General features: G+C 64.3%; 16 protein-coding genes. 5 read left to right on the forward strand and 11 right to left on the reverse strand.

Annotated features, from left to right (window positions below):
* Positions 1 to 10: 10 nt before the first annotated feature.
* Positions 11 to 1,045 (reverse strand): CapA family protein, encoded by a 1,035-nt coding sequence (locus M1D93_RS10605; RefSeq protein ID WP_461171539.1) that lies wholly within the window; start codon positions 1,043 to 1,045, stop codon positions 11 to 13.
* 330 nt (positions 1,046 to 1,375) lie between these two features.
* Here M1D93_RS10605 and M1D93_RS10610 point away from each other — a divergent pair, with 330 nt between their 5' ends.
* Positions 1,376 to 3,388, forward strand: a complete 2,013-nt coding sequence (locus M1D93_RS10610) for a M3 family metallopeptidase (protein ID WP_461171540.1) — start codon at positions 1,376 to 1,378, stop codon at positions 3,386 to 3,388.
* A 298-nt stretch (positions 3,389 to 3,686) separates the two neighbouring features.
* Here M1D93_RS10610 and pdxS read toward each other — a convergent pair whose 3' ends face one another.
* The 6 genes from pdxS to M1D93_RS10640 form a co-directional block, all read right to left on the reverse strand.
* Entirely contained in the window at positions 3,687 to 4,613 is a 927-nt protein-coding gene (pdxS, locus tag M1D93_RS10615) for a pyridoxal 5'-phosphate synthase lyase subunit PdxS (RefSeq protein ID WP_430225502.1), read from the reverse strand.
* A 145-nt stretch (positions 4,614 to 4,758) separates the two neighbouring features.
* Complete coding sequence (gene pgsA / locus M1D93_RS10620) at positions 4,759 to 5,382, reverse strand: phosphatidylinositol phosphate synthase (protein ID WP_461171541.1); 624 nt, start codon at positions 5,380 to 5,382, stop codon at positions 4,759 to 4,761.
* Entirely contained in the window at positions 5,372 to 5,959 is a 588-nt protein-coding gene (locus M1D93_RS10625) for an HIT family protein (RefSeq protein WP_461171542.1), read from the reverse strand. Before M1D93_RS10625 ends, pgsA begins: the two co-directional genes overlap by 11 nt.
* 18 nt (positions 5,960 to 5,977) lie before the next feature.
* Positions 5,978 to 7,987: a threonine--tRNA ligase gene (gene thrS / locus M1D93_RS10630; RefSeq protein WP_461171543.1), complete on the reverse strand. Its 2,010-nt coding sequence runs from the start codon at positions 7,985 to 7,987 to the stop codon at positions 5,978 to 5,980.
* A gap of 116 nt (positions 7,988 to 8,103) precedes the next feature.
* Positions 8,104 to 11,592, reverse strand: coding sequence for a DNA polymerase III subunit alpha (locus M1D93_RS10635; protein WP_461171544.1), 3,489 nt, complete (start codon positions 11,590 to 11,592; stop codon positions 8,104 to 8,106).
* On the reverse strand, positions 11,589 to 11,921 hold the full coding sequence (locus M1D93_RS10640) for a DUF6504 family protein (protein ID WP_461171545.1): 333 nt from the start codon (positions 11,919 to 11,921) through the stop codon (positions 11,589 to 11,591). The genes M1D93_RS10635 and M1D93_RS10640 overlap by 4 nt, the downstream gene beginning before the upstream one ends.
* Before the next feature lie 133 nt (positions 11,922 to 12,054).
* On the opposite strand from M1D93_RS10640, the gene M1D93_RS10645 reads away from it, so the two are divergent.
* The gene (locus M1D93_RS10645; RefSeq protein ID WP_458781919.1) at positions 12,055 to 12,444 is read left to right on the forward strand and encodes a hypothetical protein; all 390 of its coding nucleotides are present in this window, start codon (positions 12,055 to 12,057) and stop codon (positions 12,442 to 12,444) included.
* Positions 12,445 to 12,462: 18 nt separating this feature from the next.
* On the opposite strand, the gene M1D93_RS10650 is transcribed toward M1D93_RS10645, so the two are convergent.
* Complete coding sequence (locus M1D93_RS10650; RefSeq protein ID WP_256248964.1) at positions 12,463 to 12,783, reverse strand: chorismate mutase; 321 nt, start codon at positions 12,781 to 12,783, stop codon at positions 12,463 to 12,465.
* Positions 12,784 to 12,802: 19 nt separating this feature from the next.
* Here M1D93_RS10650 and M1D93_RS10655 point away from each other — a divergent pair, with 19 nt between their 5' ends.
* Positions 12,803 to 13,225 (forward strand): VOC family protein, encoded by a 423-nt coding sequence (locus tag M1D93_RS10655; protein ID WP_461171546.1) that lies wholly within the window; start codon positions 12,803 to 12,805, stop codon positions 13,223 to 13,225.
* 39 nt (positions 13,226 to 13,264) lie between these two features.
* Here M1D93_RS10655 and M1D93_RS10660 read toward each other — a convergent pair whose 3' ends face one another.
* The gene (locus M1D93_RS10660) at positions 13,265 to 14,008 is read right to left on the reverse strand and encodes an SOS response-associated peptidase (RefSeq protein ID WP_461174990.1); all 744 of its coding nucleotides are present in this window, start codon (positions 14,006 to 14,008) and stop codon (positions 13,265 to 13,267) included.
* Positions 14,009 to 14,155: 147 nt separating this feature from the next.
* Here M1D93_RS10660 and M1D93_RS10665 point away from each other — a divergent pair, with 147 nt between their 5' ends.
* A complete protein-coding gene (locus M1D93_RS10665; protein ID WP_454485301.1) occupies positions 14,156 to 14,413 on the forward strand; it encodes a mycoredoxin in 258 nt (85 codons plus the stop codon).
* A 124-nt stretch (positions 14,414 to 14,537) separates the two neighbouring features.
* On the opposite strand, the gene M1D93_RS10670 is transcribed toward M1D93_RS10665, so the two are convergent.
* Positions 14,538 to 15,284, reverse strand: a complete 747-nt coding sequence (locus tag M1D93_RS10670; RefSeq protein ID WP_461174991.1) for a lipoate--protein ligase family protein — start codon at positions 15,282 to 15,284, stop codon at positions 14,538 to 14,540.
* A gap of 16 nt (positions 15,285 to 15,300) precedes the next feature.
* On the opposite strand from M1D93_RS10670, the gene M1D93_RS10675 reads away from it, so the two are divergent.
* On the forward strand, positions 15,301 to 15,693 hold the full coding sequence (locus tag M1D93_RS10675; RefSeq protein ID WP_461171547.1) for a DUF2177 family protein: 393 nt from the start codon (positions 15,301 to 15,303) through the stop codon (positions 15,691 to 15,693).
* A gap of 47 nt (positions 15,694 to 15,740) precedes the next feature.
* Here M1D93_RS10675 and M1D93_RS10680 read toward each other — a convergent pair whose 3' ends face one another.
* On the reverse strand, positions 15,741 to 16,544 hold the full coding sequence (locus M1D93_RS10680; RefSeq protein WP_461171548.1) for a thioesterase family protein: 804 nt from the start codon (positions 16,542 to 16,544) through the stop codon (positions 15,741 to 15,743).
* Positions 16,545 to 16,564 lie beyond the last annotated feature (20 nt).

The raw sequence follows: 16,564 nt of genomic DNA on the forward strand, positions 1-16,564 counted from the left end.
GCGGTCAGGCTTAGGGTTCGCGGGTTATCAGGAGTTCATGGGCACCCGCTGCCCCCGCACCGCGGGATTCCACCACGGTGCTGGTCCGCTGCCTGGTCGCCATGTCCTCTTCCGGACCGGCGCACTGTCCCTGCGGCGCATCAGCGGCCACCGAACACCAGCGGTATGGGTCGCGGACAATGACCGATGGTGCCCACGCAAGGTCCGTGGCCAACCATTTGCCGGAGCCGTCCTGGCCAAACTGCGCCCTCACCAGCAGACCCTCGTTGTTGACCACATACCAGGGAGACAGCTCCGTGACGCCATTGCCCAGCCCGTACACAATCCAGGTGCCTTTGTAGTTTTCGATGGGCAGCACGGAGTGGGTGTGGTGCCCATAGACTAGGTTGAACTGCCCGCTGTCCACCAGTGCACGCGCCACCTCCTGCTGCTGGGCGTTCGGTTCGCTGGCGTACTCATCACCGGCGTGCATGGCGGCCACGACGATGTCCGCCCCCAGCGTCCTCGCTTTTTCGGCCTTGGCAATCATGGCTGCGGGGTCCAGCATGTCCACCTGCCAGGGATGATCGGGCAGCAGGCCGTTGAGCCCGTAGGTAGCTTGGATGATGGCGATCTTCGCGGCTGCCGTCTGAATGATGAGGACGTTGCGGGATTCGCTTTCGGTCCGGTACGAACCGGTGTGCCTGAGGCCGGCAGCATCCAGGGCGTCCAGCGTCCGCAGCAGCCCGTCGGTGCCGCGGTCAATGGTGTGGTTGCTGGCGGTGGTGCAGGCCTGGTATCCCACGTCCTTGGACGCGGCGATGATCTGGGGCGGAACGTTGAACGACGGGTACGCAGAAAACGGACCGTCCGGGCCCGCCACCGGCGTCTCCTGGTGGCAGATGGCAAGATCGCTGTTCCTGATGTAGCGGCGCTGGCCTTCCAGGAGCGGCCCAAAATCCATGCCCGGCTTGCCGGCAGCTTCGGCGTCCTGCTGCGCCTGCTGCCACAGCTGGCTGTGAATCAGCATGTCGCCGGTGACCAGCACGGTAGTGCACCGGACCATCGGACAGGACGGGCCCTTACCGGGCGTGGACGCGGGTGTGGGTGTAGCTGTGGGGCTAGGGGCAGGAGCGGGGCTTGGCGGCAACGCAACGCCTGAACCGGGGCTCTGTGAAGCAGACTCCGCCGGCCGAGGCAGCTGCCCGTCCTGCTCAGCCACGAGGCCGCAGCCGGCCAGCACAGCAGCTGCGAGCAAGGCCAAGATACCGCCCGGGCGCGTGAGGCAGCACCGCCCCAACTAATCCCCATAGCGGTCATTCTAGATAGGGTTCGGGGCCGCCACGTGCATTTGGGGGTCGTTGAGAAGGCGTGGCCTGTGTGGAAGATTTGCGTCATGACAAACCCCCTGCTCAGTCCCAGCACTTTCCCGTTCGCCCTGCCCCCGTTCGCGGACATCGAGCCATCCCACTATGCAGAGGCGGCGGAGGCAGGTTTCAAGGAGCACTTGGCTGAGGTCCAGGCGATCGCGGACAACCTGGATCCCGCCACCTTCGACAACACGGCCGTGGCGATGGAGCTCTCCGGCCGGCTGCTCCAGAGGACTGCTGCAGCGTTCTTTACCCTGGTGTCCGCGGACGCCTCGGACGAGATCCGGGACCTGGAAACCCAGCTTTCGCCACGCTTTTCGGCCCACCAGGACGAAGTGTTCCTGAACAGGGCCCTTTTCGAACGCTTCGCGGCCATCAATACAACAGGCCTTGATCCGGAGTCGGCACGCCTGGTGGAGGATTATCTGAAGGAGTTCCGGCAATCCGGTATTCAGCTGGACGGGCCCGGGCAGGAGCGGCTGCGGCAACTTAATGCCGAACTCTCCAGGCTTGGAACAGAATTCGGCCAGCGGGTCAAGGAGGGGATGAAGTCCGCGGCCCTGCTGCTCGAGGACCCCGCGGAGCTGGCCGGGCTGCCGGCCGACGACGTGGCCGCCGCCGCAGAAGCAGCCCGTGCAGCCGGTCATGAGGGGAAGTTCCTCCTGGCGTTGATCCAACCCACCAACCAGCCGGCCCTCGCCGCCTTGGAAAACCGGGACGTCCGGCGGCGGCTGTTTGAAGCCTCGGTGGCCCGCGGCAGCAGCGGCGGGGATTTCGACGTGCTCGAGATCGCCCGCTCCATGGCTGCCCTCCGTGCCGAAAAAGCTGCGCTGCTGGGCTTCGCCAACTACGCCGAGCTCGTGGTGGACCGGCAGACCGCACCCGATTTTGAGTCGGTCCAGTCGATGCTGAACCGTATGGCATCGGCCGCGGTCAGCAATGCGGACCGCGAGGCCGCGGCCCTTTCGGAGGCAGCCGGGCATGCCCTGGAGCCTTGGGACTGGGCGTTCTACTCCGCGAAGGTCCGCCGGGAAAAGTACGAGGTGGACGAGCAGGCCCTCCGGCCCTATTTCGAGCTGGACCGCGTCCTGACCGACGGGATCTTCTTCGCTGCCACGGCCCTCTACGGCATTACATTCCACGAACGGAAGGATCTCACCGGCTACCACCCGGACGTGCGGGTCTGGGAAGTCCGGAATGAGGACGGCAGCGCCCTGGGGCTGTTCCTCGGCGACTACTACACCCGCGAGTCCAAACGCGGCGGCGCCTGGATGAACTCCCTGGTGGAACAGTCGGCACTGCTGGGGACCAAACCAGTGGTCATCAACAACCTGAACATCTCCAGGCCGTCTGCGGGCGAACCCACGCTGCTGACGCTGGATGAACTGCGGACCGCCTTCCACGAATTCGGTCATGCCCTGCACGGGCTCTTTTCCAACGTGACATACCCGCGCTTCTCCGGAACGTCGGTTCCGCGGGATTTTGTGGAGTACCCGTCCCAGGTCAACGAGATGTGGATTATGTGGCCGGAGGTGCTAACCAACTACGCGAAGCACTACGCCACCGGCGAGCCGCTCTCGCAGGGGGTCGTTGGCAAACTGAACGAATCGCGGCTCTGGGGCGAGGGCTTTGCCACCACCGAGTACTTGGGGGCAGCACTGCTGGACCTGGCCTGGCACGTCCTGGGAAGCAGCGAAATCCCCGAGGACGCCCTGGCGTTCGAGGAGAAGGCCCTTGCGGCTGCCGGAATCGCCCACGCCCTGATTCCGCCGCGCTACCGGACGGGATACTTCCAGCATGTCTTCGCGGGAGCCGGTTACGCGGCCGGCTACTACTCGTACATCTGGAGCGAGGTGCTGGACGCCGAGACGGTGGACTGGTTCACCGAAAACGGTGGCCTGAACCGAACCAACGGCGAACGCTTCCGGCAGGAGCTCCTGTCCCGGGGAAACAGCCGCGACCCGCTCGATTCCTTCCGCACCCTCCGAGGCCGCGAAGCAAGGCTGGAACCCCTGCTGAAGCGCCGCGGCCTCGAGTAGCACCTCCCCCCTTCCCAACTAAGTAGCGCTAAGTGTCGTTCTCAACCCTCAAAACGACACTTAGCGCTACTTACTTGGGTTAAGCAAACGACGCCGGTCCCCCACCAGAAAAGGTGAGGAACCGGCGTCGTACATAAGGACGGAAGGCGACCGTTAGAGACGGACGGCGTTATCCGGCAGCGCGCGTAAAAGGGGCCCCGCGCCGCAAGCAGCTACTTAGCTGCCGACAACGCGCGGGGAATAGCGCGCAGAGGATGACGCCGCCCGGCGCCCTAAAGGCGACCAAAGAGGGCGGCAATTACCAGCCGCGCTCAGCGAGGCGGTGGGGCTGGGGGATCTCGTCGACGTTGATGCCCACCATGGCTTCGCCCAGGCCGCGGGAGGCCTTGGCGATGACGTCGGGGTCGTCGAAGAAGGTGGTGGCCTTCACGACGGCGGCGGCGCGCTGGGCCGGGTTGCCGGACTTGAAGATACCGGAGCCGACGAACACGCCGTCGGCGCCGAGCTGCATCATCATGGCGGCGTCGGCCGGGGTGGCGATGCCGCCGGCGGTGAACAGCACCACGGGAAGCTTGCCGGCAGCGGCAACTTCCTTGACCAGTTCGTACGGGGCCTGCAGTTCCTTGGCCGCGACGTAGAGCTCGTCTTCGGGCAGGGCTGCGAGCTTGGCGATCTCGGAGCGGATCTGGCGCATGTGCCCCGTGGCGTTGGAGACGTCACCGGTGCCGGCTTCGCCCTTGGAGCGGATCATTGCCGCGCCTTCGTTGATGCGGCGCAGTGCCTCACCAAGGTTGGTGGCGCCGCAGACGAAGGGAACGGTGAAGTTCCACTTGTCGATGTGGTTGACGTAGTCGGCCGGGGTCAGGACCTCGGACTCGTCAATGTAGTCCACGCCGAGGGACTGCAGGACCTGGGCCTCGACGAAGTGGCCGATCCGGGCCTTGGCCATGACCGGCACGGAGACGGCATCGATGATCTTATCGATCATGTCCGGATCGGACATGCGGGAGACGCCGCCCTGGGCGCGGATATCGGCCGGAACGCGTTCCAGCGCCATAACAGCAACAGCACCGGCGTCTTCGGCGATGCGGGCCTGTTCGACGTTGACGACGTCCATGATGACGCCGCCCTTGAGCATCTCAGCCATGCCCCGCTTCACGCGGCTGCTGCCCGTGACGCTGTTCGCGGACGAACCGGCTTCGCTGCTTACATCAGGTGTAGACACAAAAACCCCTATGGGTAGATAGATGACCTTCGCCGGGCGTGCAGCGTGGCACGGAGATGCCATATATACACACACCGGGTTGCCGGATCCATTGATCGGGCAGTCCTAATACTAGTCTCACCGCGCCCGGCCGGCTTAATTCGTGTTAATCGGCAGGCGATGGTTCCGCAAGGGCCTGGCGGCGCACCGACACCATGCGCTGAACCACGGTGATGAGGCTGGCAATGCCGAGCAGGACGAGTGTCACCAGCAGCACCACGGGCGGCAGCCCAAGGCCGGTGAATCCGGTCACCACCAGCACGGAAACGAGGCGTTCAGCGCGTTCCGCTATGCCGATGTTGGCCGTGAACCCCAAGGACTCCGCCTTTGCCCTGGCATAGGAGACCACCATGCCCAGGACAAGGCACACAGTGGCGGCCATGGCGATAGGAACATTCGCGCCGCCGGTGAAGAACCAAACGGCCAGGCCGGCGAAAAGGGCACCGTCTGCGATCCGGTCCAGGGTGGAGTCGAGGAAGTTGCCCCAACGGCTGCCCACCGCCTGCATCCTGGCCATGATGCCGTCCAGGACGTCGGAGAAGATGAACGCGGTGATGAACAGTGTTCCCCACCAGAGCTGCCCCAGCGGGTAGAAGACCAGGGCTCCCACCACCACACCGGCGGTACCGATGATGGTTACGGCATCCGGTGAGACGCCGATCCGAAGGAGCCAGCGGGCGAGCGGGGTGAACAGCGCGGTGAAGAACCGCCGGGCGTGCTTATTCAGCATCCGTCTCCCCGGGCCAGGCGTCGGCGACCTGCTGGCGGACCTCGTCGAGGGTCTGCGTGATCGCCTTGGTCTGGGCGATGATGGGGAAAAAGTTCCCGTCACCGCCCCAGCGCGGAACGATGTGCTGGTGCAGGTGCGCGGCGATGCCGGCTCCGCCCACGACGCCCTGGTTCATGCCGAGGTTGAAGCCGCCCGGATTCGCTACTTTCCGCAGCACCCGCATGGCGGTCTGCGTCAGCTCGGCGAACTCGACGGTCTCCTCGACGGTCAGGTCGGTGTAGTCGGGGATATGGCGGTACGGACAAACCAGGAGATGCCCCGGGTTGTAGGGAAACAGGTTCAGCACCACGTAGCAGGTCTTCCCCCGGTAAACGATCAGCGCATCCTCATCGGTCCGTGCCGGTCCGATACAGAAGGGGCAGTCGTTCTCGTTCTTGAACTGGTGCTGGCCGCCCTTGATGTAAGCCATGCGGTGCGGAGTCCACAGGCGCTGGAAGGCGTCCGGGACACCGGCGAGGTCAAAGTCGTCGGTAACGCCGGCATCCCCTGGATACCCTGCGCCTGTGTTCTCCTGCACGGTGCTGTTCCGTTTCCGCTAGCTGGTCCGGTTACGGACGGCTTCCGTGATCCGCTTGACTGCCTCTGCCACAGGCACGCCGTTGTCCTGGCTTCCGTCACGGAACCGGAACGACACCGCACCCGCTTCGGCGTCATCACCGCCGGCGATGAGCACAAACGGGATCTTGTCCTTGCTGGCTGTGCGGATCTTTTTCGGGAACCTGTCCGAGGAGGTGTCCACCTCGGCCCGGATGCCGGCCGCCTTAAGCTGATCGACGACGTCGAACATGTACTCGTTGAACGTCTCCGCCACCGGGATGCCCACCACCTGGACCGGGGCGAGCCAGGCCGGGAAGGCGCCGGCGTAGTGCTCGGTCAGCACGCCCATGAACCGCTCCACGGACCCGAAGAGTGCACGGTGGATCATAACGGGACGCTGGCGGCTGCCGTCGGCGGCCTGGAACTCAAGTTCGAAGCGTTCGGGCAGGTTGAAGTCCAGCTGGATGGTGGACATCTGCCAGGTGCGGCCCAGCGCGTCCTTCGCCTGGACGGAGATCTTGGGGCCGTAGAACGCGGCGCCACCCGGATCGGGCACAAGTTCAAGACCTGATTCCTGTGCCACTTCGGCGAGGGTCCTGGTGGCTTCCTCCCAGGTGGCGTCGTCGCCGACGTACTTTTCCGGGTCCTTGGTGGACAGTTCCAGGTAGAAGTCGTTGAGTCCGTAGTCCTTGAGCAGGTCCAGGACGAAGGTCAGCGTCTTGGTGAGTTCGTCCTTCATCTGCTCGCGGGTGCAGTAGATGTGTGCGTCGTCCTGTGTCATCCCGCGCACCCGGGTGAGGCCGTGCACCACGCCGGACTTCTCGTACCGGTAGACGGAGCCGAATTCGAACAGGCGCAGGGGCAGCTCACGGTAGGAGCGCCCGCGGGAACGGAAGATGAGGTTGTGCATGGGGCAGTTCATCGGCTTCAGGTAGTAGTCCTGGGCCGGCTTGCGGATGGAGCCGTCGGCATTGAGCTCTTCGTCGACGCGCATCGCCGGGAACATGCCCTCTTTGTACCAGTCCAGGTGGCCGGAGACCTCGTACAGGTGGCCCTTGGTGATGTGCGGCGTATAAACGAACTCGTAGCCGGCCTCCACGTGGCGCTGCCGCGAGTAGTCTTCCATCTCCTTGCGGATGATTCCGCCCTTGGGGTGGAACACCGGCAGGCCGGAACCGAGCTCGTCCGGGAAGGAGAAGAGGTCCAGTTCGGAGCCGAGTTTGCGGTGGTCGCGGCGTTCGGCTTCTGCAAGGCGCTCCTGGTACGCCTTGAGGGCTTCCTTGGTGGGCCAAGCGGTGCCGTAGATGCGCTGCAGCTGCTGGTTCTTCTGGTTTCCCAGCCAGTAGGCGGAGGACGAGCGGGTGAGGGCGAAGGCGTTGGAGATCATTTTGGTGTTGGGCAGGTGCGGGCCGCGGCAGAGATCGCACCAGACGGTGGTGCCTTCCTTGCGCTCAACGTTGTCGTAGATGGTGATGTCGCCGGCGCCCACCTCAACGTTGACGCCTTCACCGGCTTCGGCGGCTTCGTTTTTCTTGCCCAGGAGTTCGAGCTTGTAATGCTCGTTCTTCATGGCTTCGCGGGCCTCGTCCTCGGAAACCACACGTCGGACGAACTTCTGGTTCTGGTTGACGATCTTGAGCATCATCTTTTCGAGGGTCTTGAGGTCCTCGGGGGTGAAGGGCTCGGCCACGTCAAAGTCGAAGTAGAAACCGTCGGTGATGTACGGGCCAATGCCCAGCTTGGCGTCCGGGCGCAGTTGCTGGACGGCCTGGGCCATAACGTGGGCGGTGGAGTGGCGGAGCACGTTCAGGCCGTCGGGGGAATCGATGGTGACGCCTTCGACGTCGGCGCCTTCCGGAAGTTCCTGGTCCAGGTCCTTCAGCTCGCCGTTGACGCGGGCAACAACAACATCACGGCGCTCAAAGAAGAGTTCCGCACCGGTTGTCCCGGTAGTCACCTTGGTCTCTTCGCCATCGACGAGAAGGGTGATCTGCTGGGCATCTGACACGGGTGTCTCCTATTCAAAGTTGAGGCTTCATAGCTTGTGGCATACGGGGACCACAGCCAGCCATCGTCAATGCTATCGGTTCAGCAAAGGGCCGACCAACGCGGCGCACGGCAGGCTCAGCCGTTGAATCCCGTGATGGCCAGGCTCCTGCTGATTCCATCCAGGGGATGCGGGCCGTCCGAGGCCCGTGTATCCGATGGCGGAAATGGCAGTGTTTCGGTGTGGCTGAGGTCCCAGGCCATGCTTGCGCTCAGGCTGATGCCCCGCGGGCCTGTCCTCCGGGTGTTGCCGCGGATCAGCAGCAGCCGGGTCCCGAACAGGAGCAGGCCGGCGTTTTCCTGAGCCTCATGGAAGAAGACGGAATCAATGCAGCCGGTGCCGTCGTCGATGCTGATGAACACCACCCTCCTGCCGCCGCGCATGGGAGGCGTCTGGGTGGCTACCCGCACTCCGGCCACCAGCACTTCCGTCCCGTTGCGCAAGCCCAGGAGCTTGTCTGCCGTCGTCACTCCCAACCTGTCCAGCATGGGGCGGTGGCTGTCCATCAGGTGGCTGCTGACGTCCACGGCCATCAAATCCAGCTCTGCCCGTACATTTTCGATCAGCGTAGGTTCAGGGAGGCCGGGCTTGATGTTGCGCAATTCCACATCGCCCAGGGGCAGGGACAGCTGCCCCTCGAGGACCTCGACGCCTTTCCGCCCACTGCCTGAACTCTGAAGCTGTTGCAGGTGCTGGACCAGGTCAGCCCGGTTTGCCACACCGCCCGCCTCGCGGTGCAGGGAATCAAAGGCTCCCAACTGGGCCAGGCGTTTAATACTGGGCTTGCTAAGCCGCGAGCGCGCGCGGAGGTCTGAGAGGGAGTCATAAGGCTGGCCTGCCACAATCCTCTTCAATTCCGTGCCGGACAGCCCGTAGATACCGTTCAGGCTCAGCCTGATTCCCAGCTTTCCCGCATCAGGGCCCTGCCGGACCCGCTCCACCCGGTACTCCCCCTTGCTGCGGTTGATATCCAGGGGAAGGATGGGAATGCCCAGCCGCCTGGCTTCGGCCACCAGCAATCTCTTGGGGTACATGCCGGGATCGTGTTCCCAGAGGCCGGCCAGGAAGGCTTCGGGATGGTGCGCCTTCAGCCATGCCGACTGGTAGGTAGGCACGGCAAAAGCCGCCCCGTGGGCCTTGCAGAAGCCGAAGCTTGCAAAAGACTTCAAAGTGTCCCAGACCTTGTCAACGACGTCAGGTGAAAAACCTTTGGCTTTTGCCCCCTTGCGGAAAAACCCCTCTACGTGGGATTCCCCGACGTCGTTGCTCAAGGCCCTCCGGAACTCATCAGCTTTCGCCAGCCCGCACCCCGTCATCACGTCAAAGGTCCTCAGGATCTGCTCATGGAAAACGGTCACCCCATGGGTTTCCGCCAGGACGGGTTTCAGGTCCGGGTGGGGGTACACCTCCGGGGCGAAACCATGGCGGTGTTCCAGGAAAGGCCGGACCATGTCCGATTTCATGGGCCCGGGCCGGAACAGCGAAATGTCGATGATGAGGTCGTTGAACTCCCGGGGCGCCATCTTGCCGATCAACTCGCGCTGCCCGGGAGACTCGATCTGGAAGCAGCCCAGGGTGTGGGTGCTGCGGATCAGCTCGAAGGTGGGCTCATCATCCAGGGGGATGGCGTTAAGGTCTATGTGTCCGTTGTCAGCAATGTAATCCGGGCCGTACCCGTCCTGCCCGGCAGGATGGCCCCCTGCAGCTACCACTTCCTCTTTTGAGGGGTGGATGCGGATGATTTCCCGGACAGCGAACGCCATGGCGCTTTGCATTCTGACGCCCAGGACATCGAGCTTGAGCATGCCCATGGGGTCCATGTCGTGTTTGTCGAACTGGCTCATGGGAAGCCCCAGGCCGCTGGGTTGGACGGGAGTGCGGTCCAGCAGGGTTGCGTCGCCCAGGATCACACCACAGGGGTGCATCGAAATATGGCGCGGTAACCGGTCAAGGCGTTCGGTCAGGTCAACCAGCAGGTCCAGCTGTTGGTTGCCGTGGGTATCCCGCTGCTCCACCCGGCCCGCGAACTCCCTCAGTTCCGGCTTTTCCTGCAGCGCTTCGCGGAACTTGCGGGCTGAAAACCGCCACAGCTGTTTGGCGATGTCCCCCACGTCGCCGTCATCCATGCCCAATGCCATTCCGGCATCCCGTACGGCTCCCCTTGCCCGGTAGCCGTTCTGCATGCTCATCAGGGTGACCCGCTCGGCGCCGAAGCGCTCGAAGATCCGGCGGTAGACGTTGTGCCGTTCTGCGCTTTCGACGTCGATGTCAATGTCCGGCAGGGTGGCACGGTCGCGGGACAGGAAGCGTTCGAAAATCAGGTCATGCTGAAGCGGGTTTACCTGGCTGACATCAATCAGGTAATTCACCAGGCTGGACGCTCCCGACCCTCTGGCCGCAGCCCTTACCCCCATGTCCTGGATCATGCGTGACACTTCGGCGACGGTGAGGAAGTAGGACGAGAAACCCAGGTTCTGGATGATCCCCAGTTCATGGTCAAGGCGTTTCAGCATCTCCTTTTCCCGGCTGCCGTGGATTCCCGGAAACCGCCGCCCGATTCCCGCCTCGCAGCGCTGCACCAGTTCAACGTGCGGATCCTGGCTGATCCCGATGACAGAAGCCTCCGGCACCACTGGCTGCTTCCAGCCCATATCGGTTACCGGGTCAATCCTGCAGAGATCGGCGAGCGCCTCGGTTTGTCCCATGAGCTGTTTGAGGTCCTGGGCGCCGTAACCCGCTGCTGAAATGATTTCCTTGCCCAGTTGCAGCATCTGGGCTGCGGATTTCAGCCAGCCCTGGCCGTTGGGCTGCAGCAGTGGTTCCTGGGCCAGTTCCGGCAGCGATTTCAGGGTCCGGGCCGAATCCAGGACGTCAGCGGTAGCAGCACCGTCCTCCGCGCAGTATCTGGCAGCGTTACTGAGGATTGCCGGTACGTTGTGCTCTGCCGCGAGCTTGAGCATCCTGACGGCATGCGAAGTGCTCAGCGGCGCCCCCGGGGCGCTGAGCTGGGACACAATTTCAGCTGCCACTGTTCCGCCGGGCATGGCGTCGAGCCATTGCTTGAAGAGGGTCCGCGGGCGAAGGTACCGGCGTCCGCCCATGGCACGCCCGACGTCAGAGTCCGGACCAATGAGCACCGTCAGCACTGGTTTGAGGGTCTGGGGGTCCAGGGTGCGGGAGGCAAGCTCTGCCCTGGTAACGGCCACGGGAATAGTTCCCCCGGACTTTCCCGAGGTACGGGCATGGGCATCTGACACCAGCCGGCACAATGCACGGTAGCCGGCCCCGTTGTTGTTTCCGCGGGCAAGCACCACCACACGCCCAGCCAACTGGGTACGGTGATCGCCGTCGTCGTCATACACGGCCAAGTCCACCCCGACGATGGGATCAATACCTGCGTCCATGCACGCCTTGAGGTGCTTGATGGTTCCGTACAGGCCGTCGCGGTCGGTGCAGGCGAGCGCGGTGGCCCCGTCAGCAGCAGCAGCCTGCGCCAGTTCTTCAGGCCAGGACACACCATAGTGGGCACTGAAGGCGGTGGAGACGTGGAGGTGGGTGAAGCTCATGCTGTTCGTGGGCGCAGGGCGTCGTGGATGCGCAGGAGCCGCCACCGGCCGCTGCGGATATGGCGGGTCAGGTCCAGGGTGAGGGGCTCGTCATGTTCCGTGGGCGTGCCGGGAGTAGACGGCAACACCTGAACCCGCCAGATTTCGTGGTCGACAAGCCCGGGTCCGCTTCCCAGCGGCGCGCGGCTTTCCTCCGCCCACCACTGCCTGCGTTCGTACCAGCGCACCGGTTCAGCGCAGACAACATAGGACCGTCCTGCCCAGGAAAGGTTCACCGGCTGGCCTTCAGGGTTACAGGCAACGTCCACGGATTCGCTGAACATCGCCATGGGCACCTCCCGGCAGGACTAAGAAACAAGAACCTATTCGAATATGTATTCGAATACTTCAAGTCTAAGCCAGTGGCGGCACAAATCCTAGGCGGGGGTGGACGGACAGATCGGCAGGGAGCAGGATGGTGCCATGAGCACCCATGACGCACTCCTCAAGCAGGTCAGCATCAAAGCCCAGGACTCCACACTCGTGGCCACTTTCGATATAGACGGCAACATTCCCGGTTCCGGTGCCTATGTGGTGGGGCTTGTGGCTGCCAGTCCGGACTACTCATCCCAGCGGCGGCTGGGGATTGAATTCATGAACGGGGAGGCCATCGCCTTCTTCTCGTTCAACCACGAACAAAGCACGGAAGAGAACTACGATCTTTCAGGCGTGACCCACTCAGGCAACACCATCACCGGCCACTTCCCGCTCGCGGCCATTAATGGGCTCGGCAAAGGGCACGTGATGACCGGCTTCAGCGAAGCGGACGGCCGGGAATTCCAGTCAGGCGTTCCAGTAGAGGAAAACCTGTAACAGCTGGGCTGAAACAGCTCAGCTGTTCTCTTTGTGGACCCGGAGTTCGAGTTCGATGAAGCCTGAAATCATGGCCCGGTAGGTGGACTCAACGATGTCCGGGTCGATGGCCTTCTTCTCAGCGGCGGAGCGGACGTGCTCAATGACCCGCTCCACGCGGCCGGGGGCACGGACCTCGGCGTCGTCGCCCTTAAGGGTCCCGGCAATCCGGATCAGCCGCTCCCGGCGGGCAATGAGGGTGACAATCTGGTCATCCACCTCGTCAACGGCAACCCGGACGGCGGCAAGCTGTTCCTTGTCGGCCAGAGCGTCTCTATCGTTCCCTTGAATTGTTGCCATCCTCTGACAGTATCGAACCATGCAACCCAGAGTCGACTTCATTTCACTGGGCGTCCGCAGCGTCCCGGCGTCCCGCTCCTTCTACGTGGATGGCCTCGGCTGGCCCGTCCACCGGGAATTTCCGGGGGACGTGGTGTTCATCCAGGTCAACCATGGCCTGGTGCTGTCCCTGTGGGACGTCCGCCAGATGCAGGCCGACGCCGGCGTCAGCGCCCCCGGCCCTGTCCCCTGCATCACGCTCAGCCACAACCTCCCCAGCACGGAAGACGTTGACCGGGTCATGGCGGAGGCTGCCGCAGCGGGGGCGGAGATCATTGCCGAGCCCATCACCCAGCCCTGGGGCGGCTACAGCGGCTACTTCGCGGATCCGGACGGCTTCCGCTGGGAAGTGGCGTACAACCCCACCTGGACAGTGGACGACGCCGGATCGGTCACCGTTTAGCCCGCCGCCCCGGTCATTCGGGCTGCTTCGGGTTACAGCTTAGAAGAGGGCCTCCACCGGGCGGATCAGCTCCGGGCCGTTGTTGCGGACGTTGCCCACCTCTTTGCCCACTGAATCCACGTGCCAGTCCGATGCCACATCCTTGACGCCGGACCGCACCAGGTCAACCAGGCCCGCGGCGTCGTCAGCCTCCGGGTCGAGCCAGGCCTGCATAGTGGACTTGTCCATTGGCAGCGGCACGCGGTCATGCAGTGCAGTCAACTTGCCGAAGATGGTGGATTCGCTGCCGGCCGGCGGTGTGTCAGTGGTCAGGATTGACGTGGAAAGCACCCAGCCGCCCGGCTCCCCCACCGGCCACGCCGGATCCTTCCACCACTCATAGAGCCCGGCAAAGACCAGGCCGCGGCCCTCCCCCGGATGCACGTAGTAGGGCTGCTTCGCCTTCCCGGGACCCTGCTTCCATTCGTAGTAGCCGTCGGCGGGCACAGCGCACCGCCGTGACTGGATGGCCTTCCGGAACGCGGGCTTGTCCAGCACCGATTCACTCCGGGCATTAATCATCCGCGAGCCGATACCCGGGTCCTTGGCCCAGGAAGGAACCAGTCCCCACCGCGCCATGTGCAGCTGGCGCACCTGCTTGCGCTCCGGACCTTCATCGATCAGCCGCTCCAGGACGATGGGAACGGCATCTGTTGGCGCAACATTCCACGACGGCGGGATAGCCACCTCCTCCTCCAGCTCAGCATCGAACTCAGCCAACAGGTCCCCCACGGCACGGGCCATCACATAGCGTCCACACATGGCTCCAGCATGCCATCGGCGGCAGGAGCTGTCATCCAGGGGCCGCCGCAGGGCGCAGTTGCCGGGAATAGCGGGGCCCACGCTACCGTTGTCAGGAATGAACCCGTAAGCGACACGTAGGAGAAATCCGTGGACTTCACTCCCGAATCCGGCACCATCACCATGTTTTCCACCACCTGGTGCGGCTACTGCAACCGGCTGAAGAAGCAGCTGGACGCGCAGGGCATCGGCTACACCGAGATCAACATCGAGGAAGTGGACGGCACCGCAGAACTGGTGGAGCAGCTGAACGGCGGCAACCGCACGGTGCCCACGGTCCTGTTCCCGGACGGCACCGCGGCTACCAACCCTTCGGCTGCCGAGGTCAAGACCCGCCTCGCAGCGTAGCCGGGAAACCGGCCACAGGGGCCGGCAGCCCCGCCACCCGCCGTCGGAGGCGTGATAACCAAAGCGGGACCAGCACCTCGGTGCCGGTCCCGTTTTCGTATCTGCCCCTAAAACACTTGGCCGGTCATGCCCCCAGGCTGCTGAAGGCAGCACTCGTGAGGCTGGCGTGGCCTGCATAGGTGGCCAGCAGCGCATCCTCTACGGCGGCGACGTCCACGCCCGGCACAAGATCGTTGACGGCTCCGGCGGTGGCGGGGTCCCACTCCAGGCCCAGGGCTGCGTAACTGTCCGTGAGGACTTTGCGGATGGGGGCGGAGTTTTCCACCACAATGACGGAGCTGAAGAGCCAGCCTCCGGCCACCACGCGCTGGGCAGTGCCGACCAGCTTGAGCCGGGAGCCGGCCGCCCGGTCCGTGCCGTGCACGCTGTATTCCCCGGGACAGTACTCACCCGGGATCTCCCCTACGGCCGCCTGCACTCCCACGCTGCGCAGCGTTTCGGCGAAGAGTTCGCCAAAGTATCCAAACCGGCTCTTGGAACCTGCGATGGCATCCGTATCCGCTTCGATGTGGTCCACCACGAGGGTTCCCTGGTGGTAGGCAGCCGCCCGCCCTCCCGCCCTGCGGACCAGCGGCTCAAAGCCGTTGTCGCGGCACGCCTGTGCTGCTGCTTCGAAGCCCGGCAGCCGGGTGTCCCGCTGGCCGAACGCCACCGTGGGGGCAGGGCGGTACAGCCGCAGGATGGGGCCGATGCCCCCAGTCCTTGCCTTGGCCAGGAGCTCCAGGCCAAATTCCAGGTCACGGGCTGCGCCGAGCGACGCCTCCTGCCGCACGACCGTGAGCGTGCGGGGTCCCGGTCCGGCGTGGTGCATGTTGCTAAGCTCCCCTATGGTCATCTTGCAATTCCTCGTTGTTGCCGCCGCGTTCGCCGTTATTGACGCCGTTTGGCTCAAGCTGATGAACCCGTTCTACCGGAGCCACATCGGCGATTTGCTGGCGGACAGGCCAAACCTAGGGTACGCCGTTGCCTTCTACGTTATTTACATCGCCGGAATTGTGTTTTTTGCCCTCCGTCCCGCGCTCGACGGCGGCGGCTGGCTTACCGCGTTGGGGTACGGTGCGGCGCTGGGCGCCTTTGCGTACGCCACTTATGACCTGACCAACGCCGCCACCCTTAAGGTGTGGCCATTGCAGCTGATCGTGGTGGACATGCTCTGGGGCGCCGCGCTGACCGCGCTGTCCACCCTCGCCGGCTGGCTTGTGTTCCAGGGCCGGGGCTGATCCCTGCCGGGCTTGTCGTCGTGCACGACGTGGCACCGGTGCAGCCGTCAGGTCCTGCGCACGGTCAGGATCTGCTCCGCCCGGCCGAAGGGGCCCTGGAGATCGTGCAGCACCGTTGAGGTGAGTCCGATTCCGTCCCGGCCGAAGGAAACCGCGTTGTCCAGCCCCAGCCATTCGCCTTCAGGACGGCGGTACATGTGGATCTGCAGGTCAAGGTTGGGAAACGCGTAGCTGTCCGCGCCCGGAGGTACCCGCGCAGCGATGCCGTTGGCGGTGTCCACCAGCCCCATCAGCCGGGCGAGGTCGCCGCTGTCTTCGCGGTCGGTGAGGGGATGGTCAGTGCGCAGCCATACCTTGCCGGCCCCGGGCCGATGCCCTTCCGATAGACGCATCTCAAGGGAGCGGATGTAGCCGCCCGGCCATACTGACGCTCCGTCGTATGGCTTGCAGTCATCGGGCCCGGGAATGGCGGCATCTTCCACCGCCGCCACTTCGGAGGTGTCGCTGGTGACCAGCCGCCAGGCCGTGGCACGGATTGCTGTCCTGCCGCCTGCCACCAGCTCGGCCTGCAGCAGTTCGATGGTCCTGCCCGGCCGCAGCGTGGTGGTCTCGATGTGGAATTCGCCGCCGGGGATCAGGCCCAGGATCTCGTAGCTGAGCCGGGCCATCCGCATGTCCGTCCGCGGCTGGTGCCGTTCGAGGCTGTGAGCCATCAGCCCGGAGGCCGGTGCCATGTGCTGCTCGTGGACGTTCCAGGCGCCCTGGGCGTGGATGGTGGAGCGGAAGCGGCCATCACCCAGGGACTGGTAATAGAAGTTTCCCTCGGCCAGCTCAGGCAGATCTGCGGTCAACGGGTGCCCTTCGAATGAGA

This window comes from Arthrobacter sp. Z1-9, assembly GCF_054792695.1.

Coding starts and splice junctions, on each gene's coding strand:
- M1D93_RS10605 (WP_461171539.1), bottom strand. CDS start 1,045: ATGGTCCGGTGCACTACCGTGCTGGTCACCGGCGACATGCTGATTCAC.
- M1D93_RS10610 (WP_461171540.1), top strand. CDS start 1,376: ATGACAAACCCCCTGCTCAGTCCCAGCACTTTCCCGTTCGCCCTGCCC.
- pgsA (WP_461171541.1), bottom strand. CDS start 5,382: ATGCTGAATAAGCACGCCCGGCGGTTCTTCACCGCGCTGTTCACCCCG.
- M1D93_RS10635 (WP_461171544.1), bottom strand. CDS start 11,592: ATGAGCTTCACCCACCTCCACGTCTCCACCGCCTTCAGTGCCCACTAT.
- M1D93_RS10640 (WP_461171545.1), bottom strand. CDS start 11,921: ATGGCGATGTTCAGCGAATCCGTGGACGTTGCCTGTAACCCTGAAGGC.
- M1D93_RS10645 (WP_458781919.1), top strand. CDS start 12,055: ATGAGCACCCATGACGCACTCCTCAAGCAGGTCAGCATCAAAGCCCAG.
- M1D93_RS10650 (WP_256248964.1), bottom strand. CDS start 12,783: ATGGCAACAATTCAAGGGAACGATAGAGACGCTCTGGCCGACAAGGAA.
- M1D93_RS10655 (WP_461171546.1), top strand. CDS start 12,803: ATGCAACCCAGAGTCGACTTCATTTCACTGGGCGTCCGCAGCGTCCCG.
- M1D93_RS10660 (WP_461174990.1), bottom strand. CDS start 14,008: ATGGCCCGTGCCGTGGGGGACCTGTTGGCTGAGTTCGATGCTGAGCTG.
- M1D93_RS10670 (WP_461174991.1), bottom strand. CDS start 15,284: ATGCACCACGCCGGACCGGGACCCCGCACGCTCACGGTCGTGCGGCAG.
- M1D93_RS10675 (WP_461171547.1), top strand. CDS start 15,301: ATGGTCATCTTGCAATTCCTCGTTGTTGCCGCCGCGTTCGCCGTTATT.